Source organism: Cupriavidus sp. DF5525 (genome assembly GCF_040149425.2).
GTDB lineage: Bacteria > Pseudomonadota > Gammaproteobacteria > Burkholderiales > Burkholderiaceae > Cupriavidus > Cupriavidus pickettii_A.
Window position 1 is genome coordinate 3,304,282 of sequence record NZ_CP168265.1, and the last position, 25,286, is coordinate 3,329,567.

The window sequence follows — 25,286 nt, forward strand, 5'->3', positions numbered from 1 at the left end:
CAAATCGACGCCCGGCCATGTTACGGCCGGGCTCCGCATTCGTCAACGCGCGGACAGCGGCGGCGCGGCTTACTCGTTGCCGCCGGAGCGCTGCAGGTGCAGTTGCGAGCGCTCGCCACCGTCGCCGTTGGTGCCTTCGCGGTCGGCCAGGCTGCGCGCCGTTTCCAGGCGGTCCAGGTAGGCCTCGTCGATATCGCCGGTGATATAGCGGCCATCGAAGCACGACGCGTCGAAGTCCCGCAGCGCCGGATTGATGTCGCGCACCGCCTGCTTCATCGCTTCCACGTCCTGGTACACCAGCTTGTCCGCGCCGATGATCTTCGCGATCTCCTCGTGCGTGCGGCCATGCGCCACCAGTTCGCTGCGGGTCGGCATGTCGATGCCGTACACGTTGGGAAACTTCACCGGCGGCGCGGCCGAGGCGAAGATCACCTTGTTGGCGCCGGCGTCGCGCGCCATCTGCACGATCTCGAACGAGGTCGTGCCGCGCACGATCGAGTCGTCGACGATCAGCACGTTCTTGCCCTTGAACTCGACGCCCATGGCGTTGAGCTTCTGGCGCACCGACTTCTTGCGCACAGCCTGGCCGGGCATGATGAAGGTGCGGCCGACGTAGCGGTTCTTGAAGAAGCCTTCGCGGTAGTTCACGCCCAGGCGGTTTGCCACCTGCATCGCAGCCGGGCGGCTGGAATCGGGGATCGGCATCACCACGTCGATGTCGCCGGCCGACACTTCCTCGCGGATCTTCTCGGCCAGGTAGTCGCCCATGCGCAGGCGCGCGTCGTACACCGGCACGCCGTCGATGCACGAATCCGGACGGGCCAGGTAGACATACTCGAAAATGCACGACGTCAGCACCGGATTGTCGGCGCACTGCTTGCTGTAGAGCTTGCCGTCCAGGTCGATGAAGATCGCCTCGCCCGGCGCCACGTCGCGCTCGAGCCTGTAGCCGATGCCTTCCAGCGCCACCGACTCCGACGCCACCATCCATTCCTTGCCGGTCGGGGTCTCGATGCTGCCCAGGCACAGCGGGCGGATGCCGAACGGGTCGCGCACGGCCAGCATGCCATAGCCGGCGATCTGCGCGGCGATCGCATACGAGCCGCGCACGCGGCGGTGCAGGCCGCTCACTGCCGTGAAGATGGTGTCCGGGTCCAGCGCCATGCCGCTGCTGGCACGCTGCAGTTCGTCGGCCAGCACGTTCAGCAGCACTTCGGTATCGGAGTGCGTGTTGATGTGGCGACGGTCGCGGCGGAACATCTCTTCGCGCAGTTGCTGCCAGTTGGTCAGGTTGCCGTTATGCGCCAGGATCACGCCGTACGGCGCGTTGACGTAGAACGGCTGCGCTTCTTCCTCGCTCGACGCCGAGCCGGCGGTCGGGTAGCGCACCTGGCCGATGCCGGCGGCACCCGGCAGGCCGCGCATATTGCGGGTACGGAAGACATCGCGCACCAGGCCGTTGGCCTTGTGCATGTGGAAGGTACTGCCGTTGGCGGTGGCGATGCCGGCAGCATCTTGTCCGCGATGCTGCAACAACAGCAGGCTGTCGTAAATCAATTGGTTGACAGGCGTGGCTGAAACCACACCGACGATACCGCACATTGCCAAGCTCCCAGGAAAGGCTTTGAATCAGGGGGCGCAGCCTGGTCCGGAAATCCCCCGGACCCAAAGGCCTGCGTACTACCGACCGGGCACCATGCCCGGCTTCATGTCTTGACGTACTTCGCCAGCTCCGGCGGCAGCCATGGCTTGACGGAATCCATGGCCTGCATCACATAAGGGCGGCTTACCGCGTCGCGCCAGAACGGTTCTTCCGGCAGCTTGGTGAGGCTGGCCAGCGTGACCATCACCATCACCAGCAGCGCGCCGCGCATCAATCCAAATACCAGCCCGAGCCCGCGGTCGGCCGGCTTGAGCCCGGTGCTCTCCAGCAGCTGGCCGACCACCATGCCGGCCAGCGAGGCCCCGAGCACGGTGCCGATCAGCAGCACCACGAAGGCCAGCGCATGGCGGGCCAGTTCGCCGCCGGGCAGCGACTCGGGCATCCAGCCCGCGGCAACCGCGCCGTAACGGAACGCCACCCAGAACGCCACCACCCAGCCGATCAGCGACAGCACCTCGCGCACCAGGCCGCGCAGCACGCCCAGCATGGCGGAGGCGAGCAGGATGAAGACCACGGCGTAATCGAAGAAAGTCGGCTGCATCGTTGCTTGCGGCCGCGCCAGGCACCGGCCGCGCTGGCCCTTTACTGTTCCACGACCCGCGAGGTCAGGCCCACCGCGCGCACGCGCTTGTCGGCGGCGTCGGCGGCTTCGCGGTCGCTGAAGGGACCGGCACGCAGCAGGATGCGCTCGCCATCGGCCAGCACTTTCTTTTCGACGTAAGCCGGCACCTTGCTCGCCTTGAGCCTGGCCAGCCAGTTCTTCGCCCGCTCTTCGGAGGAGAAGGCGCCGATCAGGATCAGGTACTTGCCGCTGCCCTGCCTGGCTTCCGCCTTGGCCTCGGCCTTCTGTGCAGGCTTGTCCGCGGCTGCAGTGGCCGCGGGCTTCTGCGGCGCGCTGACGATTTCCTCGCCGGCATCCAGCGCCGCGGCATCATTGCGCGCCGCCGGGGCGGGCGGCAGCGGATCGGCCTTGCGCGGCTCCACGCGGGGCTTCTGCGACACGCCGTTGGCTACCTTTACCGAGACATCATCGGACACCGGCCGCGGCTTGGTCTCGAACACGATGGGCAGCACGATCACGGCAGCCACCACCAGCACCACGGCGCCGATCAGGCGGCGGCGTGCGCGCTGCTTATGCGGGAATTCAGGGTCGAGCGTATCGTCGGCATATTCCTCGGCCAGGCGGCGCGACGAGGCAATGCCTGCACCCGGGTCGGTGCGCTGGCGCCGCGCACGCTCTGGTGCCGGGTCGTTGCCCTTGCGGGAAGAAAACAGCGAAAGCAGGCCCATAAATTGGTTCGGTGCGACGGCCATGGGGGCCGGTCGTTGCGTTTGCCGCTCAGGGAGCGCCCATGACCGCCGGGGTTGGTCCTTCAGCGCAGGATGGCCTGGCGCCTCAGTTCGCCTGCGTGGCCCGGTAGGCCATCACGCCGGCAACGGTATAGAACGATCCGAAGACCAGAATTCTATCATTCTCGGTGGCTCGCTCGATGGCGTCGCGGAATGCCGCCTCCGGGCTGGAAAAGCAGGCCGCGGTGGCGTCCGGTCCGGGGCGGAAACCGCCAGCCTCCAGCTTCGCCAGCACGTCGGCCGCGCTGGCGGCGCGCTCGGTCGGCAGGTCGCACAGGCACCAGTGGTCCACCTTGTCGGCCACGTGCTGCAGCACCCCGGCGATATCCTTGTCCTGCATCGCGCCGAACACCGCGTAGGTATAGCGGAAGAAGCCCATATTCTCCAGGTTCTGCCCCAGCGTTGCGGCCGCATGCGGATTGTGCGCCACGTCGAGGATCACCGCGGGCCGTCCTGGCAGCACCTGGAAGCGTCCCGGCAGTTCGACGAAGGCGAGTCCGTTGCGCACCTCCTGTGCGCTCACCGGCAGGCGCGGGCGCATGGCCTGCAGCGCCGCTAGCGCCGCGGCGGCATTCAACAGCTGGTTGGCGCCGCGCAGCGCCGGGTAGCCCAGCCCGTTGAGCTTGCGGTCGCCGCCGCTCCAGTCCCATTGCTGGCGCTCCTGGCCCTTGGCGGCCTGGAAATGGAAATCGCGGCCCATCAGCCACAGCTCGGCGCCGATGGCCTCGGCGTGCGCCACCAGCGACTTGGGCGGCATCGGATCGCCGCAGATCGCCGGCACGCCCGGGCGGAAGATGCCGGCCTTCTCGAAGCCGATTTCCTCGCGGGTATTGCCCAGGTACTGGGTGTGGTCGATATCGACGCTGGTGATGATCGCGCAGTCAGTGTCGATCACATTGACCGCATCAAGCCGCCCGCCCAGTCCCACTTCCAGGATGATCGCGTCCAGCCCGGCCGCGGCGAAGGCGTGGATGATCGCCAGCGTGGTGAACTCGAAGTACGTCAGGCTGATGGGATCGGCAAAGCTGTTGCGCGCGCGCTCGACCGCCTCGAAATGCGGCAGCAGCTGCGCATCGGTGGTCATTTCGCCGTTGATGCGCGCGCGCTCATTGAACGAGATCAGGTGCGGCGAGGTATGGCAGCCGACCTTGTAGCCGGCCTCCAGCAGGATGCGTTCGAGCATCGCGCAGGTGGAACCCTTGCCGTTGGTGCCGCCCACGGTGAACACCACCGCGTCGATGCGCAGCCCGAGGGCCTCTTTCACGCGCGTGATGCGCGTCAGGCCCATGTCGATACCCACGGGATGGGCGGTTTCGAGATGGGCGAGCCATTCGGGGAGCGTGTGGAAGACAGGCATGTACGGGGTGCGAGGAAAGCTATTGCTACCAGATTCGGCCAGGGGCCCGCAAAGTCAAGGGCAGGTACGGCGCCGACAGGAAAAACGGGCCAACAAGGCGGCCAAGAAATGCGAAAGGCGCGTCAACCACCCGCGCCCTCCTTGCTGCCATGCAGGTGGCGTTATGCCACCGCGTCGGCGGGCTGCTTCTGCAGCAGCGCCAGCAGCTGCGCCAGTTCCGCACGCAGCTTGCGGCGGTCGACGATCATGTCGATGGCGCCCTTCTGAATCAGGAACTCCGAGCGCTGGAAGCCTTCGGGCAGCTTCTCGCGCACAGTCTGTTCGATCACGCGCGGCCCGGCAAAGCCGATCAGCGCCTTGGGCTCGGCGATCACCACATCGCCCAGGAAGGCGAAGCTGGCCGACACGCCACCCATGGTCGGGTCGGTCAGCACGCTGATGAACGGCAGCTTGGCCGCGCTCAGCTGGTTCAGCATGGCGGTGGTCTTGGCCATCTGCAGCAGCGACAGCAGGCTTTCCTGCATGCGCGCGCCGCCGGTGGCGGTAAAGCAGATAAACGGCACCTTCTGCTCCAGCGCGGCCTGCGCGCCGCGCACGAAGCGCTCGCCCACCACGGAGCCCATCGAACCACCCATGAACTCGAACTCGAAGCAGCTCACCACCACCGGGATGGTGTGGATGGCACCGCCCATCACCACCATGGCGTCGGTCTCGCCGGTCTCGTCCATGGCCGCCTTGATGCGGTCCGGGTACTTCTTGGAGTCCTTGAACTTGAGGGCGTCGACCGGCACGATCTCCTGGCCGATCTCATAGCGGCCTTCGGCGTCCAGCAGTGCGTCCAGGCGTGCACGCGCGTTGATGCGCATGTGGTGGTCGCATTTCGGGCAGACGTGCAGGTTGGCCTCGACGTCGGTCCGGTACAGGGTGGACTCGCACGACGGGCACTTGACCCACAACCCCTCCGGGATGCCCTTGCGGGTACGGGGGTCGGTCTGTTGAATCTTGGGAGGCAGGAGTTTATCCAACCAGCTCATGAAAGCTCCTTTCGGATAGCTGCAGTCCGCCGGCAAACCCCTTTACGGGACGCATCTCGGCAGATGGCAGGGAATCAACCCGCGAATTTACCACGCCGGCCCGGTGACCTCTAAGCGGAACACGCCGATTGCGGACGGCGAATCACTTCTCAGCAGCCCTCGGGCCGGGATTACAACACTTCAGCTGTCCAGCGCCTGGCGGATCTCGGCGATAAACGCCTGCAGCGTTGCCACCGCCTGCTCGCGCGGCGTGTCTTCCAGCAACTGCACCAGGCGGCTGCCAATCACCACGGCATCGGCCACACTGCCGATCGCGCGCGCAGTCTGCGCGTCGCGGATGCCGAAGCCTACACCGACTGGCAGGTTGGCGTGCTGCTTGATCAGCGGCAGGCGCGCCGCCACGCTGTCCAGGTCGATCGCGGCCGAGCCGGTCACGCCCCTGAGCGACACGTAGTAAAGATAGCCGCTGGCCACGCGGGCCACCGCTTCGATGCGCGCGTCGGTCGAAGTCGGCGCCAGCAGGAAGATCGGATCCATGCCGTTGTCGCGCATCAGCCTGGCGAACGATTCACACTCCTCGGGCGGATAGTCGACCACCAGCACGCCGTCCACGCCGGCCTCGCGCGCGGCCGCGGCAAAGGCCTGCTCGCCCATGCGCTCGATCGGGTTGGCGTAGCCCATCAGCACCACCGGGGTGTCGGCGTTGGTCTGGCGGAATTCGCGCACCCATTGCAGCACCTGCCTCAGCGACACGCCCTGCGCCAGCGCGCGCTCCGAGGCGCGCTGGATCACCGGGCCGTCGGCCATCGGGTCGGAGAACGGCACACCCAGCTCGATCACGTCGGCGCCGCCGGCCACCAGCGCATGCATCAGCGCCACGGTCAGGCCGGGCTCGGGATCGCCGGCGGTGATAAACGGAATCAGGCCCTTCTTCTGCTGCGCGGCCAGCGCCGCGAACGTCTTCTGGATACGGGACATATCAGGGAATCAGGTGAGGCCGCGACGCCGGCGAGGCATCGTCGTTGGCGGCGGCCAGGGTTGGGGTGGCGTCGGGCTCGATGGCCGGCATCGCTAGCGCGGCGGCTGACACGCGTTCGCACGCCACCTGCACGTATTCCGGGTTGATCTCGTAGCCGACAAAGCGCCGGCCGTGGCGCAGGCAGGCCACCGCGGTGGTGCCGCTGCCGGCGAACGGGTCCAGCACCAGGCCGCCCGGCGGGCAGCTCGACAGCACCATGCGCTCGACGATCTCCAGCGGCTTCTGCGTCGGGTGGTTGGCACGCTCCGGATCCTGGCGGTGGATGCGCGAGATGCTCCACAGGTCCTTCGGGTTGTAGCCCACCTCCAGCCACTTCTTGCCCTCGAAACGCGGGCGGCTGCGCGCCTTCTTGGTCTCGGGGTCGTAGGGAATGCGGACCGGGTCGAGATCGAAGTAGTAGTCGCGCGCGCGGGCGAAGAAGCCGATGTTGTCGTGCACCGACGAGAACTTGCGCGTGGTGCCGCCCATGCTGGGCACGCGGCGGTCCCAGATGATCTCGTTGATCATCGTCAGGCGCCGCTTGAGCATCACGAACAGCTCCGGCGAATACTGCCAGGTGCAGAACAGGTAGAGCGTGCCCTTGGGCGCGAGCTTGGGCACGACCGCGTCCATCCAGCGCTCGGACCAGTCCAGGTAGGCCTGGCCCGACAACAGGTCGGAGTCGTTGCCGTAGTCCTTGCCCAGCCCGTAGGGCGGGTCGGCGACGATCAGGTCGACCGAGCCGTCCGGCAGTCGGGCAATGCCCTCGAACATGTCTTCCTGGAACAGCTGCAGCGGCGGCGCTTCGGGATGCGCAGGCAGGGCATCCGCCCCGCCCACGGCCAGTCCGGCGGTATGAGGCAGCGCGCGCATCAGAGCTTGAGCCCCGCGCGTTCGGCCACGGTGTGCATGTCCTTGTCGCCGCGGCCGGACAGGTTCACCAGCAGCAGCTTGTCCTTGGGCAGCGTGGGCGCCAGCTTGCAGGCATAGGCGATGGCGTGACTGGATTCCAATGCCGGGATGATGCCCTCGATGCGACAGCAGTCGTGGAAGGCCTTGAGTGCTTCCTCATCTGTGATCGGCACGTACTGCGCACGGCCGCTGTCCTTGAGCCAGGCGTGCTCGGGACCGACGCCGGGGTAGTCCAGGCCGGCCGACACCGAATGCGTCTCGATGATCTGGCCGTTGGCGTCCTGCAGCAGGTAGGTGCGGTTGCCGTGCAGCACACCAGGCGTGCCGCCGATCAGCGCGGCGGCGTGGCGGCCGGTGTCCAGGCCGTCGCCGGCGGCTTCGACGCCGATCAGCTGCACGTCCTGGTGCTCGATATAGGGGTAGAAGATGCCCATCGCATTGGAGCCGCCGCCGACGCAGGCGATCACGGCATCCGGCTGGCGCCCCGTCATCTCCGGCATCTGCACCTTGGCCTCCTCGCCGATCACGCACTGGAAGTCGCGCACCATCATCGGGTACGGGTGCGGACCGGCCACGGTGCCGATGATGTAGAAGGTGGTCTCGACGTTCGTGACCCAGTCGCGCATGGCCTCGTTGAGCGCGTCCTTGAGCGTGCGCGAGCCGCTTTCCACCGGCACCACGGTCGCGCCCAGCAGCTTCATGCGGTAGACGTTGGCGGCCTGGCGGCGCACGTCCTCGGCGCCCATGTAGACCACGCACTCCATGCCGAAGCGCGCGGCGATGGTGGCAGTGGCCACGCCATGCTGCCCTGCCCCGGTCTCGGCGATCACGCGCGGCTTGCCCATGCGCTTGGCCAGCAGCGCCTGGCCGATGACGTTGTTGATCTTGTGCGCGCCGGTGTGGTTCAGGTCTTCGCGCTTGAAGTAGATCTGCGCGCCGCCGAGCGTTTCGCTCCAGCGCTGCGCGTGGTAGATCGGCGACGGGCGGCCGACGAAATGCTTCAGCTCACGGCGGAATTCGGCATCGAACTCGGGGTCCTTCTGGTAGTGCGCATAGGCTTCACGCAGCTCATCCAGCGCGTGGACCAGCGTCTCGGAAACGAAGGTGCCGCCATAGGGGCCGAAATGGCCACGGGAATCGGGCAGGTCGTACATGTCTAGGCTCTTCGGAACAGCGGTCTTGCCTCATATGGCAAGGACGCTTGGTTGACTGCGATGCGCGGTGCCCGCACAGGCGGTAGGAAGTGGGGTCGGGAGGCGGGATACGACCCGGGCCCGATTCATCCTGCCTCGGCACTGCGGACAGCACGCACGAACGCGGCGATGCGGGCGTGGTCCTTCACGCCCTTGGCGGCCTCTACCCCGCTGCTGACATCCACAGCGTAAGGCCGCACGTGTTCAATCGCGCCAGCGACGTTTTGCGCGTTCAACCCACCACTCAAAACGATGCGAGGAGCGCCGCTTGCGTTCGGGTTGCCGGTTGCCGGAGCAGTTACCGGAGGAGTGGGCGGAAGCCATGCCGGAGGAATCAGGGTCCAGTCGAAGACGTGGCCGCCACCGCCGTAGCCTTCGACGAAGGCATCGAGCAGCAAGGCAGCGGCATCACGGTATTGATCGGCGAATTCTACCAAATCGAGCCCCTGGCGCACACGGGCGGCGCGCAGGAATGGCAGGCGGCAGCGCTGCGAGGCCTGGGTGCAGAACTGCGGGGTCTCGTCGCCATGCAGCTGCAGCAGCGTCAGCGGCACGCGCTCGGCCACGTGGGCGATGTCTTCCAGGTCGGCGTTGACGAACAGGCCGGTTACCGCGACGAACGGGCCGGCGGCTTCTGCCAGCGCCGCGGCACGGGCCACGTCGACGTAGCGCGGGCTCTTCGGGTAGAACACCAGGCCGATCGCATCGGCGCCTGCATCCACGGCGGCGCGCACGTCGTCTTCGCGGGTCAAACCGCAGATCTTGATGCGGGTGCGGGCCGGCTGCATGTGCACGGCAGTGCCCTCAGGCTGCGTCATCGAAGACTCCATGGAACAGGCTCGCGGCCGTGTCGGCCGCGGGGATCTGGTAAGCATCAGGATACTTGACGTCCACCAGGTAGAGGCCATCGGGCATGAAGGTCGGCGCGGCCAGCTTGCGGTCGCGTCCGGCCAGCACCTGCGCCAGCCACTCCGGCGGGTAGCGCTTGCGTCCCACCGCCACCAGGCAGCCCATCAGGTTGCGCACCATATGGTGCAGGAAGGCGCTGGCGCGAAAGCGCAGGAACACCCAGTTGGCGTCGTCCTTGATGGTGACGTCATACATGGTCTTGACCGGCGACTTGGCCTGGCATTCGGCAGCGCGGAAGGCCGAGAAATCGTGCTCGCCGACCAGGCAGGCGGCGGCCTCGCGCATGGCATCGACATCGAGCCGCTGGCCCGGCGGCAGCATCTGGTAGCCCGCGCGGCCGTGCACCAGCGGCACGCGGTGCGGGCCGGTGTAGAGCGCGTAGTAGTACATGCGCTCGAACGCAAGGAAGCGGGCGTGGAAGCCCTCGTCGACCGGGCGCGCCCACTGCAGCGCGATCGACGACGGCAGGAAGGCGTTGACGCCGCGCACCCAGGAGAAGGGCTCGCGCTCGAGCGCGGTGTCCAGGTGGATGACCTGGCCCAGCGCATGCACGCCGGTATCGGTACGCCCCGCCACGGTCGTCAGCAGGCGTACGCCGGCAAAGCGCTCGATGGCGACTTCCAGGTGGTCCTGCACGGTGTTGCGGTGCGGCTGCGACTGCCAGCCGGAAAAGGCGGCGCCGTCGTAGTGCAGGCCGATTGCGATGCGGTTCATGTCAGGGGGTCAGGCAAGGCGGCGGGGTGCGGTCACGGGTGAAATTCGCGCACGGCCCGCCAGAAAAGCAAATGCGCCGGAAGGGACGCTTCCGGCGCATCGCTTCGTGCCGCGGCAGCGCGTGCCGCGGCCGGACCGTCAATGATAGCTCAGGCCACTTCGAGGAGCAGCGAACGAGCCTCGGCCTGCAGCGGATCCTGCGACTGCTCGACCACTTCCTGCAGCAGCTCGCGGGCCCCTTCCTTGTCGCCGATCTCGATATAGGCGCGGGCCAGGTCGAGCTTGATCTGCATGTCGCGCCCGCCGTCCACGCCATCGGAAGACAGCGTGCTGGGCGAAACGCCGCCGCCTGTTTCGGCGGAGACGCGTGACAGGTCGATCGGCTCGGCCAGCTTGCCGTCGCGCAGCATGGTGGTCGCCGGCAGCGGCATGGTCGCCTCGTCGAGAACATCCTTGCCACGGGCGTCTTGCTGCGTGCCGCCACCCAGGTCAAACGACAGGCCCGACAAGTCGAACTCCAGCGGGCGGCCGCGGGTCGGCGTGTCCAGGCTCGGTACGTCGTCCGCCAGCGGGTCGGCGCCGCTTGCCGGCAGGTCCAGGCCGGCGTCCAGGCGCAGCGCCGTCTCGGTCTGGTCCGCGTCAGCGCCGAACACCATCGCGGCGGAAGCCGGGGCGACGATGGGATCGCCGGCCGCCGGTGCCGGGAAGGCATCGAGCGGCAGCGCCAGGTCGCCCAGCGAGGGCTCGAGCCTCGGGATCGAGGCCGGGTCGTGCGAAGGATCCTGGGTGCGCCACTGGTCCGTTGCCGGCGAGGCCGTATCCGGGCCTGCGGCGTCGGCGGTTACCGCCAGGTAAAGCGCATTGCCCGGTTCGAGCGCGCGCCCCATTTCTGCTGCCTTCAGCCATTCCGCACCGTGTCCGCCGGTCTGGGCGAACATTTCTTCTGCAATCACGCGGAAACCTTCCACATCCTGTCTGTTGCTGTAAATCTCCAGGAGCTTGAGCCGCACCGCCTGCTGCTCCGGGTTTTTCTCCAGGGCTTCGCGCAGGATTTCCTCTGCCTGCACATCGCGCCCATAGGCGATATAGACCTCGGCCTCGGCGATCGGGTCGACCTCGTTGGCTTCCGGCGTGTTGTTGCCGATGCGGAAGTCCGCGCCGAACACGCTGTGCTGCGAGGTATCGACGCTCTGCCCGCCGGCCGCGCCGAACAGCGAATTGGCGCCGGCCATCACGGTGCTTTCCTGCGACAGGATGCTGTCGCCGAAGCCGGTGGCCTCGCCTGCCTTCTGCTGCTGGCGGCGGCGATAGATCGCATAGACACCGAGCAGCGCCACCAGCAGGCCGCCGCCGGGCAGCAGCATCGGGTTGGCGAGCAGGCCGTCGAGGAACGAAGGCTCGGGCACCGGTTGCGGCTGGGCAACCACCGGCGGTACCGGCTTGGCGGCCGGGGCCGAGGCGGGCGCAGCCGCCTGCGTAGTCCCGGCCGGGGCAGCGGCCGGCGCTGAAGCTGCGGCAGCCGCGGCAGTGGCAGCCACCACGGCAGCAGGTGCTGCGGCGTCGGCGGCACTGGCGCCGGCAGTTGTCGGTGCTGCAGCGCTGGTGGCCGTCGCGGGCGTCGTCGGTGCGGCCGCAGCATCCGCCTTCGGCGGCTGGGCGACCACCACGGCCGGCGCCGTCGCTTCGGCTGTCCTGGCCGCGGCGTCGGCCTTGGCGACCGCCTTGTCCTTCTCGGCCAGCGCGGCCTGGTTGGCCTGGCTCAGCTTGGCGATCTCGGCGTTCTTCAGCTCGAGCAGCTTCTGCATGTCGCCGATGTTCTTTTCCAGCTGCGCCAGGCGCGTTTCGGCCTCCTTCAACTGGCGCTCGCGCGCGATGGCGGCCTCGGCCTTGGTCGCCGCGTCGGCTTGCCCGGCGCGCTCGGCCTTGCTCAGCTTGAGCTCGTCGCGCGCGGCGGCCGGTGCGGCCTGCTCCTGCACGCGGGCGGTCACGTTGCCGGACTGCTGGCGGCCGCTGTCGGGCTCGACCGACTTGGCTGCCGCCGCGCTGGCGAGGCGGCTGCGGTAGGCATCAAAGCCCTGCGTGCGCGCCACCACCTCGCGGCGGGCGGCCTTGGGCGTGACCGATTGCGCCTGTTGCGCGGTCGGCACCTGCAGCACCGCGCCGCTGCGCAGCCGGTTCATATTGCCGCCGATAAAGGCGTTGGGATTGTTGCGATAGAGCGCGACCAGCATCTGGTCGAGCGACACCGACTCCTGGCCCTGTACGGCTTCGCCGGCGATGGCGTAGAGCGTGTCGCCGCGCTGCACGGTGTAGCCGCCGCCGGGGGCCATCTCGGTGCTGGCAGCCGGCGCCGGGGCGCGCTTCGCGCTCTGGCGGGCCGGGCGCGCGGGCGCGGCAGGACGAGGCGCCTCGGCCGCAGCGGGTGCGGCTTCCGGCTGCGGCGCGGCAGGCGCCGCAGCCTGCGGCGTGGCGGCGGGCGACGCATCTGGCGTCGCGGCCGGCACCACCGCCGAAGGCGAGAATGTCTGGTTGGAGGGCTTGGCCCCGGCGGGGTCAAGCAGGAAGGTGTAGGCGCGCGAGACCTTGCCGCTGGCCCAGCTCATGTCGATCAGGATATCGACGAACGGCTCGCTGATCGGCTGGCTCGACCTGACCCGCGCCACGTAGCTGCCGTTGGGCCGGCGCTCGATGTCCAGCTTCATGCTGCTGACGGCCGGCATATAGGTCAGCCCGGCCGCGGCGTAGGCCGACGGTGGCGCCAGCTTGACGCTGAGCCCGCTGGCCTCTTCGGCAGTGACCCCACTGATGTCGATCTCAGCCTGCAGCGGCTGCCCCAGATTCGACTGAACCCGCAATTGCCCGAACCCCGCGGCATATGCGGCCGGCTGCGCAAGCAGCAGGCCCAGTGCCGTGACGGCCAGCGTTGACCAGCGCTGACGGGCAGTAGGCGCATCTTTCCGGCGATGTTGGCTCACACTCACCTTATGCTCCGTTATGTTTTAGTAGCGATATTAAATCGACAGACCGACCCCATAAACCAGGTCCGGCAGGCTGGCGGGACATTCTATACGCACCCCTTGACCAGCCCACACACAGGCGCTGACCCCTGCGGGCCCGGGCGCATGCCGGCGTATTGTGACGCATCGCCCGGAAAAATAGGCGCCCGGATACAACAACGCCGCGCATGGGCGCGGCGTTGTCGGTAAAGCGGTCCATTCTGTTGCCTGGCCGCAACGGACGCAACCAGGCAAGCGAAGATCAGGACTCGATCAGGATACGCAGCATGCGGCGCAGCGGCTCGGCCGCGCCCCACAGCAGCTGGTCGCCGACCGTGAAGGCAGACAGGTACTCGCCGCCCATCTGCATCTTGCGCAGGCGGCCGACTGGGATCGTCAGCGTGCCGGTCACGGCAGCCGGGGTCAGGTCGGTCATGCTGGCCTCGCGCGTATTCGGCACCACCTTGGCCCACGGGTTATGGGCGGCCAGCATGCCTTCGATCTCATCCAGCGGCACATCCTTGCGCAGCTTGATGGTCAGCGCCTGCGAGTGGCAGCGCATCGCGCCGATGCGCACACACAGGCCGTCCACGGCGATCGGCGTGGCGCCGGTCGCACCCAGGAAGCCTTCGCCGCGGCCCAGGATCTTGTTGGTCTCGGCGCCGCCCTTCCATTCTTCCTTGGACTGGCCGTTGCCCAGATCCTTGTCGATCCAGGGGATCAGGTTGCCGGCCAGCGGCACGCCGAACTGCTTGGTTTCTTCGGCGGACAGGCCGTGCTGGGTCGCCAGGATGGTGCGGTCGATTTCCAGGATGGCCGAGGCCGGGTTGTCCAGCAGCGGCTTGACCGATGCGTTCAGCGTGCCGAACTGGGTCAGCAGCTCGCGCATATGCTGCGCGCCGCCGCCCGAGGCTGCCTGGTACGTCATCGAGGTCATCCACTCGATCAGGTCGGCCTGGAACAGGCCGCCCAGGCCCATCAGCATGCAGCTGACCGTGCAGTTGCCGCCGATGAAGTTCTTGACGCCCTTGGACAGCGCGTCCTTGATCACACCCTGGTTGACCGGATCCAGCACGATGATGGCATCGTCCTTCATGCGCAGCGAGGACGCCGCGTCGATCCAGTAGCCCTTCCAGCCGGCTGCGCGCAGCTTGGGGAAGACCTCGTTGGTGTAGTCGCCGCCCTGCGCGGTCAGCACCACGTCGCACTTCTTCAGTGCCTCGATGTCGTTGGCATCCTTGAGCGTGGTTTCGTTCTTGGCCATGGCGGGCGCCTTGCCGCCGGCGTTGGACGTGCTGAAGAAGACGGGCTCGATATGGTCGAAATCACGCTCTTCCTGCATGCGCTGCATCAGGACGCTACCGACCATTCCCCGCCAACCGACGAGACCTACAATCATGATTTACCTCGGATGTGATTTTTACTTCCCCGCCATTTTCCTCGCCCGGCGTGGCTGCGCGGGGAAGACGGGCAGGCACGACGAACGGATCTAGGCGATCGCGGTTTTAATAATGGTTTTAATCGTCGTTGCAGTCTGGCCGAGCGAAATCGTGCCGACCGGGCCGCGGGTAGCGGTCAGGGCAGCAACAGCAGTCAGGGTGGACTGGGAAAATCGGGCCATCGGCAGAGTCTACACGATTTTGCGGCGCCGCCGCAGCGTGGAAATCGGGGACAAATAAAACCAAGGGCACCGCGATTGCGGTGCCCTTTTACGTGTGACTTACAGTGCCGCCAGCACCGCTTCGCCCATTTCGCGGGTGCCAACCTGCTTGCAGCCGGGCGTCAGGATGTCGCCGGTGCGGTAGCCCTGGGCCAGCACCTTCTTGACCGCGTTCTCGATGCGATCGGCCTGATCGGCCTTGTTCAGCGAGTAGCGCAGCATCATCGCCGCCGACAGGATGGTGGCCAGCGGATTGGCCACGCCCTTGCCGGCGATATCCGGCGCCGAGCCGTGCGACGGCTCGTACAGGCCCTTGTTGTTGGCATCCAGCGACGCCGACGGCAGCATGCCGATCGAGCCGGTCAGCATGGCGGCCTCGTCCGACAGGATGTCGCCGAACATATTGCCGGTGACGATCACGTCGAAGCTCTTCGGCGCCTTGACCAGCTGCATGGCCGCGTTGTCGACGTACATGTGCGACAGCTCGACCTCCGGGTACTCCTTGCTGACCTCGATCACGATGTCCTTCCAGAACTGGAAGGTCTCGAGCACGTTGGCCTTGTCGACGCTGCACAGCTTCTTGCCGCGCTTGGCCGCGGCCTGGAACGCCACATGGGCGATACGGCGGATTTCCGGCTCGCTGTAGCGCATGGTGTCGAAGCCTTCGCGCGCGCCCTTGAACAGCCCGTCCGGCGCTTCGCGCACGCCGCGCGGCTGGCCGAAGTAGATGTCGCCGTTCAGTTCGCGCACGATCAGGATGTCCAGGCCCGCCACCAGCTCGGGCTTCAGGCTCGAGGCACCGGTCAGTTCCGGGTAGCAGATCGCCGGGCGGAAGTTGGCGAACAGCTGCAGGTGCTTGCGCAGGCCCAGGATGGCCTGCTCGGGGCGCAGCGCGCGCTCCAGGCTGTCGTACTTCCAGTCGCCCACGGCGCCGAACAGGATGGCGTCGGCTTCCTTGGCCAGCTTCAGCGTGTTCTCCGGCAGCGGGTGGCCTTCGGCCTCGTAGCCGGCGCCGCCCACCGGGGCGGTTTCCAGTTCGAACTTCTCGTCGAGCGCGTTCAGGACCTTGACGGCCTCCGCGACGATTTCGGGACCAATGCCGTCACCCGGCAGGACTGCGATTTTCATGCTGTGTCTTCCTTGTTATGGCGGTACGGGCTCAGCCGACCAGGCGGTTGTTCAGCCACGGCATCTTGGCCACGCGCTCGGCCTCGTAGGCCTTGATCTTGTCGGCATGACGTAGGGTCAGGCCGATGTCGTCGAAGCCGTTGAGCATGCAGTACTTGCGGAACGGCGCAATGTCGAACGAATACGACTCGCCGCCCGGCGTCACCACGACCTGCTTTTCGAGGTCGATGGTCAGCTTGTAGCCGTTGAACGCATTGGTCTCGTTGAACAGGTGGTCGACCTGGAGTTCGGTCAGCGCCACCGGCAACAGGCCGTTCTTGTAGCAGTTGTTGAAGAAGATGTCGGCAAAGCTGGGCGCGATCACGGCGCGGAAGCCGTATTGCGTCAGCGCCCACGGTGCGTGCTCGCGCGAGCTGCCGCAGCCGAAGTTGCGGCGCGCCAGCAGGATCGACGCGCCCTGGTAGCGCGGCTGGTTCAGCACGAAGTCCGGGTTCAGCGGACGCTTGCTGTTGTCCATGCCGGGCTGGCCGACGTCCTTGTAGCGCCACTCGTCGAACAGGTTGGGGCCGAAGCCGGTGCGCTTGATCGACTTCAGGAACTGCTTCGGGATGATGGCGTCGGTATCGACGTTCTCGCGGTCAAGCGGCGCCACGAGGCCGCTGTGTACGGTGAACTTGTCCATGTTCTCTTTCCTTACTTCTTCGCCGCGCGCTCGAGCGAGCTGCCGGCGGCCTGCGTGTCCTTGCCCAGGCCGGCCATGGTATTGCAGCCGGCAAGCTGCAGCATGCCAAGGCATGCCAGCAATGCGATCAGGGTCCTTTTCATATGCCGTGCTCCACTTCAGCCCAGCTTGCGGATATCGACAAAATGGCCTTCGATGGCGGCAGCCGCTGCCATCGCGGGGCTCACCAGGTGGGTGCGCCCGCCCGCGCCCTGGCGGCCTTCGAAATTGCGGTTCGAGGTCGACGCGCAACGCTCGCCCGGATCGAGGCGGTCGGCGTTCATGGCCAGGCACATCGAGCAGCCCGGCTCGCGCCATTCAAAACCGGCGGCCTTGAAGATCTTGTCCAGGCCTTCGCGCTCGGCCTGTTCCTTGACCAGGCCCGAACCCGGCACCACCATCGCCAGCTTCACGTTGGCAGCAACCTTGCGGCCCAGCTTCTGCACCACCCAGGCGGCGGCGCGCATGTCTTCGATGCGGCTGTTGGTGCACGAGCCAATGAAAACCTTGTCGATATTGATGCTCTCGACCGGCACATTGGGCTGCAGGCCCATGTATTCCAGTGCGCGCTCCATCGCGTTGCGCTTGCTCGGGTCCTTTTCCTTCTCCGGATCCGGCACGCGGTCTTCGATGCTGATCACCATTTCCGGCGACGTGCCCCAGGTCACCTGCGGGCGGACGTCTTCGGCACGCAGCTCGATCACCTGGTCGAAATGGGCGCCGGCGTCCGAATGCAGGGTGCGCCAGTAGGTAACGGCCTGCTCCCACTCCACGCCCTGCGGCGCATAGGGGCGGCCCTTGACGTATTCCAGCGTGACGTCGTCCACCGCCACCAGGCCGGCGCGCGCGCCCGCCTCGATGGCCATGTTGCAGACCGTCATGCGGCCTTCCATGGTCAGGTCGCGGATGGCCGAGCCGGCAAACTCGATGGTGAAGCCGGTGCCGCCGGCGGTGCCGATCTTGCCGATCACGGCCAGCACGATGTCCTTCGCGGTGCAGCCGCGCGGCAGCTTCCCTTCCACCTTGACCAGCATGTTCTTGGCCTTCTTGCCCAGCAGCGTCTGCGTGGCCAGCACGTGCTCGACTTCCGAGGTGCCGATGCCGTGCGCCAGCGCGCCAAAGGCACCGTGCGTGCTGGTATGCGAGTCGCCGCACACCACCGTCATGCCCGGCAGCGTGGCGCCCTGCTCCGGCCCGATCACGTGCACGATGCCCTGGCGGTGATCGTTCATCTTGAACTGGGTGATGCCGTAGCTGTCGCAGTTGGCGTCCAGCGTATCGACCTGCAGCTTCGACACCGGGTCGGCGATGCCCTGGCTGCGGTCGGTGGTCGGCACGTTGTGGTCCGACACGGCCAGGTTCGCGCTGATACGCCACACCGGACGCTGCGCGATTTTCAGGCCTTCGAACGCCTGCGGGCTGGTCACTTCATGCAGCAGGTGACGGTCGATGTAGAGCAGCGTGGTGCCGTCTTCCTCGACGTGGACGGTGTGGTCATCCCAGAGTTTGTCGTAGAGCGTCTTGGCCATGATGCGATGGCGGGCCGGAGGACCGGTCCTTTGCAGGAGGTCCGCGGTGACCGCGCAGTAGTTTGCAGGGGTTTCTGTTCGCTTTGGTCGCGGTGGCGAGCGGTGGGCGACGATGGCGATGATCGCGCCGGAAGCTGCCAGAAGCGAGCGTTATTTCAAGCGTTACTGCGATGCTTGACTTCGCAATCGATTATGCCACAGGGGGTATGGCGATCAGTCCACTGCCCGGCCCGGGCGGCGGCTGGAATGTAATGTGATTGGCGAAAGGGGGATTTCGTCGTTGACGAAAAGGAGGAGGCCGCCGCCCTGCCCGAGGCAGGACGACGGCCTTTTGGGATCAGCCGCCCAGGTAGGCCGCCTTGATCCGGTCGTTGGCCAGCAGGTTGGCGCCGGTATCGGCCAGCACCACCTTGCCGGTTTCCAGCACATAACCCCGGTCCGCGACCTGCAGTGCCTTGTTGGCATTCTGCTCGACCAGGAACACGGTGACGCCTTCGTCACGAATGGTGCGGATGATGTCGAAGATCTGCGCGATGATCAGCGGCGCCAGGCCGAGGGTGGGCTCGTCCAGCAGCAGCAGGCGCGGCCGGCTCATCAGCGCGCGGCCGATCGCCAGCATCTGCTGCTCGCCGCCCGACATGGTGCCGGCGCGCTGCCCCGAGCGCTGGTTCAGGCGCGGGAACAGCTTGAACACGTGCTCGATGCCCGCCTCGATCTCGTCGCGCTTGAGGAAGAACGCGCCCATCTTCAGGTTTTCCAGCACCGTCAGGCTCGGGAACACACGCCGGCCCTCGGGCGAGATCGCCATGCCCAGCCGCATGATCTCGTGCGTCGAGCGGTTGGTGATGTCCTGCCCCTCGAACAGCACGCGCCCGCTGGAAGCGCGCGGCGTGCCGCACACGGTCATCATCAGCGTCGTCTTGCCGGCGCCGTTGCTGCCGATCAGGGTGACGATCTCCCCCTTGTTGATTTCGATCGACACGCCCGACAGCGCCTCGACGGCGCCATAGTGGGTATGGACCTGTTCCAGCTTCAGCATCAGTCCTCTCCCAGGTAGGCCTTGATCACGCGCGGGTCGTTGCGCACTGCTTCCGGCTTGCCGATCACGATCGGCTTGCCATGCTCCATCACCAGGATGCGGTCGGACACACCCATCACCAGGCTCATGTCGTGCTCGATCAGCAATACCGAGATGCCGAACTCGCGCCGCAACTGGTCGATCAGCTGCTGCAGCTCGATCTTCTCCTGCGGGTTCAGGCCGGCGGCGGGCTCGTCCAGCATCAGCAGGCGCGGCCTGGTGATCATGCAGCGCGCGATTTCGAGCCGGCGCTGGTGCCCGTACGACAGCGTGCCCGCCTCGCGGTTGGCGACCTTGGTCAGGCCCATGCGCTCGAGCCACACCGCGGCGCGCTCCAGCGCCTCTCGCTCGGCGCGGCGGTAGGCCGGCGTGGCGAACAGCCCGCGCAGGATGCCAGACTGCACCTGCAGGTGCTGCGCCACCAGCAGGTTTTCCACCACCGTCAGCGACTTGAACAGGCGGATGTTCTGGAAGGTCCGCACCAGGCCCTTGCGCGCCACCTGGTGGCTGGGCAGGCCGGCAATGGCGTGGCCGTCAAGCGTCACCTCGCCCGCGGTGGGCTTGTAGAAGCCGCCCACGCAGTTGAACACCGTGGTCTTGCCGGCGCCGTTCGGGCCGATGATGGCGAAGACCTCGTCGCTGCGCACATCGAATTCAACGCCGTCGACGGCCAGCAAACCACCGAAGCGCATCTGCAGGCCCGAGACTCTGAGCAGTTCTGCCTGTTGCACCGCTTTTTGCACACTCGTCATCGCGGCAACTCCACGTGGGGACGGCTCGCGGGCAACAGGCCCTGCGGACGCCACATCATCATCAGCACCATCACCAGGCCGAAGATCAGCATGCGATATTCGGCAAAGCCGCGCGCCACTTCGGGCAGCACGGTCAGCAGGATCGCGGCCAGGATCACGCCCAGCTGCGAGCCCATGCCGCCCAGCACCACCACGGCGAGGATCAGCGCCGACTCGATGAAGGTGAACGATTCCGGGTTGACCAGCCCCTGGCGCGCCGCGAAGAACGCGCCGCCGATGCCGGCGAACGATGCGCCCAGCGTGAACGCCGACAGCTTGATGCGGGTCGGGTTCAGGCCCAGCGAGCGGCACGCGATCTCGTCGTCGCGCAGCGCTTCCCAGGCGCGGCCCATCGGCATGCGGATCAGCCGGCTGGTGACGAACAGCGTGAAGCCCACCAGCAGCAACGCCAGCAGGTACAGGAAGATCACCATATGCTGGCCGCTGTAGTCCAGGCCGATCAGGTCATGGAAAGTCTTGGCGCCCTCCACGCTTGCGCTGCGCGCCATCTCGATGCCGAACACAGTCGGCTTCGGGATGCCAGAGACGCCATCCGGGCCGCCGGTCAGGCTGGTCAGGTTGTTGGCCAGCAGGCGGATGATCTCGCCAAAGCCCAGCGTCACGATCGCCAGATAGTCGCCGCGCAACCGCAACACCGGGAAGCCGAGCACAAAGCCGAAGGTTGCCGACATCGCCGCGGCGATCGGCAGGCATTCCCAGAAGCCCAGCCCGAAGTACTGGTTCAGCAGCGCATAGGTATAGCCGCCGATCGCGTAGAAGCCGACATAGCCCAGGTCGAGCAGGCCGGCATAGCCCACCACGATATTCAGGCCCAGCCCCAGGATCACGTAGATCAGCGCCAACGTGGCCACGTCCACCGCGCCGCGCGAGCCGAAGAACGGCCATACCAGCCCGACCGCGAGCAGCACCCACACCGCCACGCGCTGCTGGCGCGCGCCGAGCTGCGGCACCGACGGCAGGCGCACGGCGCTGCCGGCACGCGACAGCAGCGGCTTGAACAACTGGAACAGGAACACCGCCGCCACGGCGATCCACACCGGCCGCCAGTGCGGCTCGAGCACCACCTTGTAGCCTTCCAGCTTGAGCTGCAGGCCCAGGATAGGAATCGTCAGGATGGCCGTCATCACGGCCGCGAAGATCGCGTTCTTCAGCGATTGCCCGGGCGCGGCCGCGCGGGCGGCTTGCCCCGCAGGCATCGCGCTAATTTTGTTGGTCATTGTCTCGCCCTCCCTCAGACCTTTTCGACATCAGGCTTGCCCAGCAGCCCGGTCGGACGGAACAGCAGCACCAGCACCAGCAGGCTGAACGCGACCACGTCCTTGTATTCGGCCGGCATGTAGCCCGAGGCGAAGGTTTCCGCCAGGCCCAGCAGCACGCCGCCGAGCATCGCGCCCGGGATGCTGCCGATGCCGCCCAGCACCGCCGCGGTGAAGGCCTTGATGCCGGCAATGAAGCCGATGAAAGGATTGAGCTTGCCAATAGTCAGCCCGATCAGCACGCCGCCGACCGCCGCCAGCATCGCACCCAGCACGAAGGTGAACGAGATCACCTTGTTGGTGTCGATGCCGAGCAGGTTGGCCATGCGCATGTCTTCGGCGCAGGCGCGGCAGGCGCGGCCCATGCGCGAACGGCCGATGAACATGGTCAGTGCGATCATCAGCACCAGCGTCACGCACACGATCAGCAGGCGCGAATACGGCACCGTCACGGTGAAGTCGCCGCCCATCTGGAACTCGATCGCGCCCGAGATCAGCACCGGCACGGACACGTCGCGCGCGCCCTGCCCGATCTGGACATAGTTCTGCAGGAAGATCGACATACCGATGGCGGAGATCAGCGGCACCAGCCGCGGTCCGCCGCGCAGGGGCCGGTATGCCACCCGCTCGACCGCATAACCGTAAACTCCGGTGACCAGCACCGAGACCAGTAATGCGGCGCCCAGCACCAGCGGCAGGGGGTAGCCTGCCTGGACGCCGATCGCGGTGAGCGTGACCAGGCCGACGTAGGCACCGATCATGTAAATCTCGCCGTGCGCGAAATTGATCATGCCGATGATGCCGTAGACCATTGTGTAGCCGATGGCGATCAGCGCATAGATCGCACCCAGCGTCAGGCCGTTGACCAGCTGCTGGGTGAACTGTGGAAGGAATTCATTCATGGAAGAAGCCTCAGGACCTTGAAGCCCGATACCAGAACGCCCCGCCCGGGGTACGGGCGGGGCGTGTGCGGGGGGAAGCGCCTGCTTAGTTGGCGGCGGTCTTGCTGGCGTCCTTGTGCCAGGTGTAGACCACAAACTTGAAGGACTTCAGGTCGCCCTTGTCGTCGTACTCGACCTTGCCGATCGGGGTGGTGAAGGCGTTCTTGTGCATGTACGCCGCGACCTTGGTCGGGTCGGTGCTCTTGGCCCCGGCGATGGCGTCGCCGATGATCTTGACGGCGGCGTAGGCCGGCATCTGGAACGGACCGTTGGCGTCACGCTTCTTGTCGGCGAAGGCCTTGACCAGCGCGGCGTTGGCCGGGTCGGCCGAGAAGTCGGCCGGCAGCGTCACCAGCATGCCTTCCGACGACGGGCCGGCAATCGCCGTTACGTCCTTGTTGCCCACGCCTTCGGGGCCCATGAAGGTGGCCTTGACGCCCTGCTCGCGCGCCTGGCGCAGCAGCAGCCCCATTTCCGGGTGGTAGCCGCCGAAGTAGACAAAGTCCACGCCCTGCGACTTGAGCTTGGTGATGACGGCGGAGTAGTCCGAATCGCCGGCGTTGATGCCTTCGAACACGGCGACCGGGATCTTGGCGGCTTCCAGGTCCTTCTTCACCGAGCTGGCGATACCCTGGCCGTACGACTGCTTGTCGTGCAGCACGGCGACCTTCTTCGGCTTGATCTTGTTGATGATGTACTGAGCGGCAGCCGGACCCTGCTGGTCGTCGCGGCCGATGGTGCGGAAGATGAACTTGCGCTTCTTGGTCTCGGTCAGCTGCGGCGCCGTGGCCGACGGCGTCACCATCACGATGCCTTCGTTCTCATAGATGTCCGAAGCCGGGATGGTCGAGCCCGAGCACACATGGCCGATCACATATTTGATGTTCTGGCTGACGATCTTGTTGGCCACCGCAACGGCCTGCTTGGGTTCGCAGGCGTCGTCCATCATCACCACTTCGAACTTGTTGCCGCCGGCGCCGCCGGCAGCATTGATCTGTTCGATCGCGGTCAGCGCACCGGCCTTGACCATGTCGCCATACTGCGCCACCGAGCCGCTCATCGGGCCGGCAATGGCGATCTTCACGGTTTCGGCGTTGGCAGCGGCGCCAAAGGTGGCCAGCATGGCGGCCAGCGAGACGGACGTAAGACGGGACAGCGTCATCAGGAGCTCCTCGATTTATGTTTGGGTCATACGGGCAGAAACGGTATGACCTGCGCAATCGAACAACACCCGCGGACTACAGAGACGGACTGGCAGAAAAGCGGCCCGAGACGCGGAAGACGGGCCTGCAAAGAAGAGACAGCGTATGCGGGGCCCGGCATGTGTCAGTCCCGCTGAGGTACGGGGACCAAGGTTCGGAAAGACAACGTTGATGCGTTCTCTATTGCGCAAGCGATTCGCCTGCCCCGCTTGCCGCACCGCATGCCGGAAGGGTGGCCCGGCTGCCGTCGACAAAGCAGCCCGCATTATAGGGTCAAATTTCCTACTGCACGCGAGAATCGCACAACAAATGCGGAATGGATTTGGGAAAACGCGACACAATTTTCCACAAATTGCGCCTCAGACCATTCGAGGTGCAATTTTCTGCCCTTGCCAGCGCTGCACCGCACAAGGCCCGCCGGCGCCACAAAGACAAACGCCCCGGCGGGCCGGGGCGTTTGCAATTGCTGCACTGCGCAGCGAGGACGGATACCTTCCGCTTAGCGCTTGGCCACGTCCGGCACGTCGCGGGTGGCGGCGCCGTTGAACAGCTGGCGCGGACGACCGATCTTGTATTCCGGATCGGTGATCATTTCTTCCCACTGCGAGATCCAGCCCGGTGTACGGGCCAGCGCGAAGATGCAGGTGAACAGCGAGGTCGGGATGCCCAGCGCGCGCTGGACGATGCCCGAGTAGAAGTCGACGTTCGGGTACAGCTTGCGGCTGACGAAGTACTCGTCTTCCAGCGCGATCTTTTCCAGTTCCATGGCCAGCTTGAACAGCGGGTCGTTGTGCAGACCCAGCTCTTCCAGCACTTCATGGCAGGTTTCGCGCATCAGCTTGGCGCGCGGATCGTAGTTCTTGTACACCCGGTGGCCAAAGCCCATCAGGCGCACGCCCGAGTTCTTGTCCTTGACCTGCTTGATGAACTCGTTGATGTTGTCGACGCTGCCGATCTCTTCCAGCATCTTCAGCGCGGCTTCGTTGGCGCCGCCGTGAGCCGGGCCCCACAGGCAGGCCACGCCGGCGGCGATGGCTGCGAACGGGTTGGTGCCCGACGAACCGGCCAGGCGCACGGTCGAGGTCGACGCGTTCTGCTCGTGGTCGGCGTGCAGGATGAAGATGCGGTCCAGCGCACGCTCCAGCACCGGGTTCACGGTGTACGGGGCGCACGGCGTGCCGAACATCATGCGCATGAGGTTGCCCGAGTAGGACAGGTCGTTCTGCGGGTAGATGTACGGCTGACCGATGTTGTACTTGTACGCCATCGCGACCAGGGTCGGCATCTTGGCGATCAGGCGGATGGCCGAGATCTCGCGCTGGTGCGGATCGTCGATGTCCATCGCGTCGTGGTAGAACGCGCTCATGGCACCCACCAGGCCGGTCAGCACGGCCATCGGGTGGGCATCGCGGCGGAAGCCGCGCATGAAGAACTGCAGCTGCTCGTGGACCATCGTGTGGTTCATCACGTGGCCGACGAATTCATCCTTCTGCTTGGCGTTGGGCAGCTCGCCCTTGAGCAGCAGGTAGCAGACTTCGAGGTGGTTGCACTTCTGCGCCAGCTGCTCGATCGGGTAGCCGCGGTACAGCAGCTCGCCCTTGTCGCCGTCGATATAGGTGATCTTGGAATTGCACGAAGCCGTCGACATGAAACCGGGGTCGTAAGTGAACTTACCCGTTTGTCCGTACAGCTTGCGAATGTCGATCACGTCCGGGCCAACGGTGCCCGTATAAATCGGCAGCTCAACGCTGGGGGAACCATCGGAGAACGATAGCGTGGCTTTCACATCGGACGGCGTCATGTCGGATCCTTC

23 protein-coding genes are annotated in these 25,286 nt (G+C 66.3%); all 23 read right to left on the minus strand.

All coding sequences use genetic code 11. From position 1 onward, the window contains the following. Positions 1–69 precede the first annotated feature (69 nt). Positions 70–1,602 carry an amidophosphoribosyltransferase gene (gene purF / locus ABNX08_RS15410; RefSeq protein ID WP_022535963.1) on the minus strand — a complete coding sequence of 511 codons (1,533 nt, stop codon included), beginning with the start codon at positions 1,600–1,602 and terminating at the stop codon, positions 70–72. 104 nt (positions 1,603–1,706) lie between these two features. After that, a complete protein-coding gene (locus tag ABNX08_RS15415; RefSeq protein WP_022535964.1) occupies positions 1,707–2,204 on the minus strand; it encodes a CvpA family protein in 498 nt (165 codons plus the stop codon). A 41-nt stretch (positions 2,205–2,245) separates the two neighbouring features. Further along, a complete protein-coding gene (locus ABNX08_RS15420; RefSeq protein WP_349604142.1) occupies positions 2,246–2,953 on the minus strand; it encodes an SPOR domain-containing protein in 708 nt (235 codons plus the stop codon). Positions 2,954–3,059: 106 nt separating this feature from the next. Continuing rightward, complete coding sequence (gene folC / locus ABNX08_RS15425) at positions 3,060–4,370, minus strand: bifunctional tetrahydrofolate synthase/dihydrofolate synthase (RefSeq protein ID WP_022535966.1); 1,311 nt, start codon at positions 4,368–4,370, stop codon at positions 3,060–3,062. A 161-nt stretch (positions 4,371–4,531) separates the two neighbouring features. Further along, a complete protein-coding gene (gene accD / locus ABNX08_RS15430) occupies positions 4,532–5,404 on the minus strand; it encodes an acetyl-CoA carboxylase, carboxyltransferase subunit beta (protein ID WP_022535967.1) in 873 nt (290 codons plus the stop codon). 180 nt (positions 5,405–5,584) lie between these two features. Continuing rightward, positions 5,585–6,382 carry a tryptophan synthase subunit alpha gene (gene trpA, locus ABNX08_RS15435; protein WP_022535968.1) on the minus strand — a complete coding sequence of 266 codons (798 nt, stop codon included), beginning with the start codon at positions 6,380–6,382 and terminating at the stop codon, positions 5,585–5,587. Position 6,383: 1 nt separating this feature from the next. Beyond that, entirely contained in the window at positions 6,384–7,295 is a 912-nt protein-coding gene (locus ABNX08_RS15440) for a site-specific DNA-methyltransferase (protein WP_022535969.1), read from the minus strand. Next, positions 7,295–8,488 carry a tryptophan synthase subunit beta gene (gene trpB, locus ABNX08_RS15445; RefSeq protein ID WP_022535970.1) on the minus strand — a complete coding sequence of 398 codons (1,194 nt, stop codon included), beginning with the start codon at positions 8,486–8,488 and terminating at the stop codon, positions 7,295–7,297. Before trpB ends, ABNX08_RS15440 begins: the two co-directional genes overlap by 1 nt. A 125-nt stretch (positions 8,489–8,613) precedes the next feature. Then, entirely contained in the window at positions 8,614–9,345 is a 732-nt protein-coding gene (locus ABNX08_RS15450; RefSeq protein WP_349604140.1) for a phosphoribosylanthranilate isomerase, read from the minus strand. Continuing rightward, the gene (gene truA, locus ABNX08_RS15455) at positions 9,332–10,150 is read right to left on the minus strand and encodes a tRNA pseudouridine(38-40) synthase TruA (protein WP_349604138.1); all 819 of its coding nucleotides are present in this window, start codon (positions 10,148–10,150) and stop codon (positions 9,332–9,334) included. Before truA ends, ABNX08_RS15450 begins: the two co-directional genes overlap by 14 nt. Before the next feature lie 149 nt (positions 10,151–10,299). After that, positions 10,300–13,131: a FimV/HubP family polar landmark protein gene (locus tag ABNX08_RS15460; RefSeq protein WP_349604136.1), complete on the minus strand. Its 2,832-nt coding sequence runs from the start codon at positions 13,129–13,131 to the stop codon at positions 10,300–10,302. A gap of 277 nt (positions 13,132–13,408) precedes the next feature. After that, positions 13,409–14,545 carry an aspartate-semialdehyde dehydrogenase gene (gene asd, locus ABNX08_RS15465; protein ID WP_022535974.1) on the minus strand — a complete coding sequence of 379 codons (1,137 nt, stop codon included), beginning with the start codon at positions 14,543–14,545 and terminating at the stop codon, positions 13,409–13,411. A gap of 90 nt (positions 14,546–14,635) precedes the next feature. Continuing rightward, positions 14,636–14,767, minus strand: coding sequence for a hypothetical protein (locus tag ABNX08_RS15470; RefSeq protein ID WP_013957414.1), 132 nt, complete (start codon positions 14,765–14,767; stop codon positions 14,636–14,638). A gap of 99 nt (positions 14,768–14,866) precedes the next feature. Then, positions 14,867–15,934 (minus strand): 3-isopropylmalate dehydrogenase, encoded by a 1,068-nt coding sequence (gene leuB, locus ABNX08_RS15475; protein WP_022535975.1) that lies wholly within the window; start codon positions 15,932–15,934, stop codon positions 14,867–14,869. A 31-nt stretch (positions 15,935–15,965) separates the two neighbouring features. Beyond that, complete coding sequence (leuD, locus tag ABNX08_RS15480; protein ID WP_349604132.1) at positions 15,966–16,616, minus strand: 3-isopropylmalate dehydratase small subunit; 651 nt, start codon at positions 16,614–16,616, stop codon at positions 15,966–15,968. An 11-nt stretch (positions 16,617–16,627) separates the two neighbouring features. Next, positions 16,628–16,759 (minus strand): entericidin A/B family lipoprotein, encoded by a 132-nt coding sequence (locus ABNX08_RS15485; RefSeq protein WP_022535977.1) that lies wholly within the window; start codon positions 16,757–16,759, stop codon positions 16,628–16,630. A 15-nt stretch (positions 16,760–16,774) separates the two neighbouring features. Continuing rightward, a complete protein-coding gene (gene leuC / locus ABNX08_RS15490) occupies positions 16,775–18,184 on the minus strand; it encodes a 3-isopropylmalate dehydratase large subunit (RefSeq protein WP_022535978.1) in 1,410 nt (469 codons plus the stop codon). Between the two features lie 337 nt (positions 18,185–18,521). Beyond that, the gene (locus ABNX08_RS15495) at positions 18,522–19,223 is read right to left on the minus strand and encodes an ABC transporter ATP-binding protein (RefSeq protein ID WP_022535979.1); all 702 of its coding nucleotides are present in this window, start codon (positions 19,221–19,223) and stop codon (positions 18,522–18,524) included. Next, positions 19,223–20,014 carry a high-affinity branched-chain amino acid ABC transporter ATP-binding protein LivG gene (gene livG, locus ABNX08_RS15500; RefSeq protein WP_022535980.1) on the minus strand — a complete coding sequence of 264 codons (792 nt, stop codon included), beginning with the start codon at positions 20,012–20,014 and terminating at the stop codon, positions 19,223–19,225. Before livG ends, ABNX08_RS15495 begins: the two co-directional genes overlap by 1 nt. Next, positions 20,011–21,291, minus strand: a complete 1,281-nt coding sequence (locus tag ABNX08_RS15505; protein WP_022535981.1) for a high-affinity branched-chain amino acid ABC transporter permease LivM — start codon at positions 21,289–21,291, stop codon at positions 20,011–20,013. The genes livG and ABNX08_RS15505 overlap by 4 nt, the downstream gene beginning before the upstream one ends. Positions 21,292–21,305: 14 nt before the next feature. After that, positions 21,306–22,232 carry a high-affinity branched-chain amino acid ABC transporter permease LivH gene (gene livH, locus ABNX08_RS15510; protein WP_022535982.1) on the minus strand — a complete coding sequence of 309 codons (927 nt, stop codon included), beginning with the start codon at positions 22,230–22,232 and terminating at the stop codon, positions 21,306–21,308. Between the two features lie 85 nt (positions 22,233–22,317). Then, complete coding sequence (locus ABNX08_RS15515; RefSeq protein WP_349604128.1) at positions 22,318–23,433, minus strand: branched-chain amino acid ABC transporter substrate-binding protein; 1,116 nt, start codon at positions 23,431–23,433, stop codon at positions 22,318–22,320. 539 nt (positions 23,434–23,972) lie between these two features. Next, on the minus strand, positions 23,973–25,274 hold the full coding sequence (gene gltA / locus ABNX08_RS15520; protein ID WP_022535984.1) for a citrate synthase: 1,302 nt from the start codon (positions 25,272–25,274) through the stop codon (positions 23,973–23,975). Between the last annotated feature and the right edge of the window lie 12 nt (positions 25,275–25,286).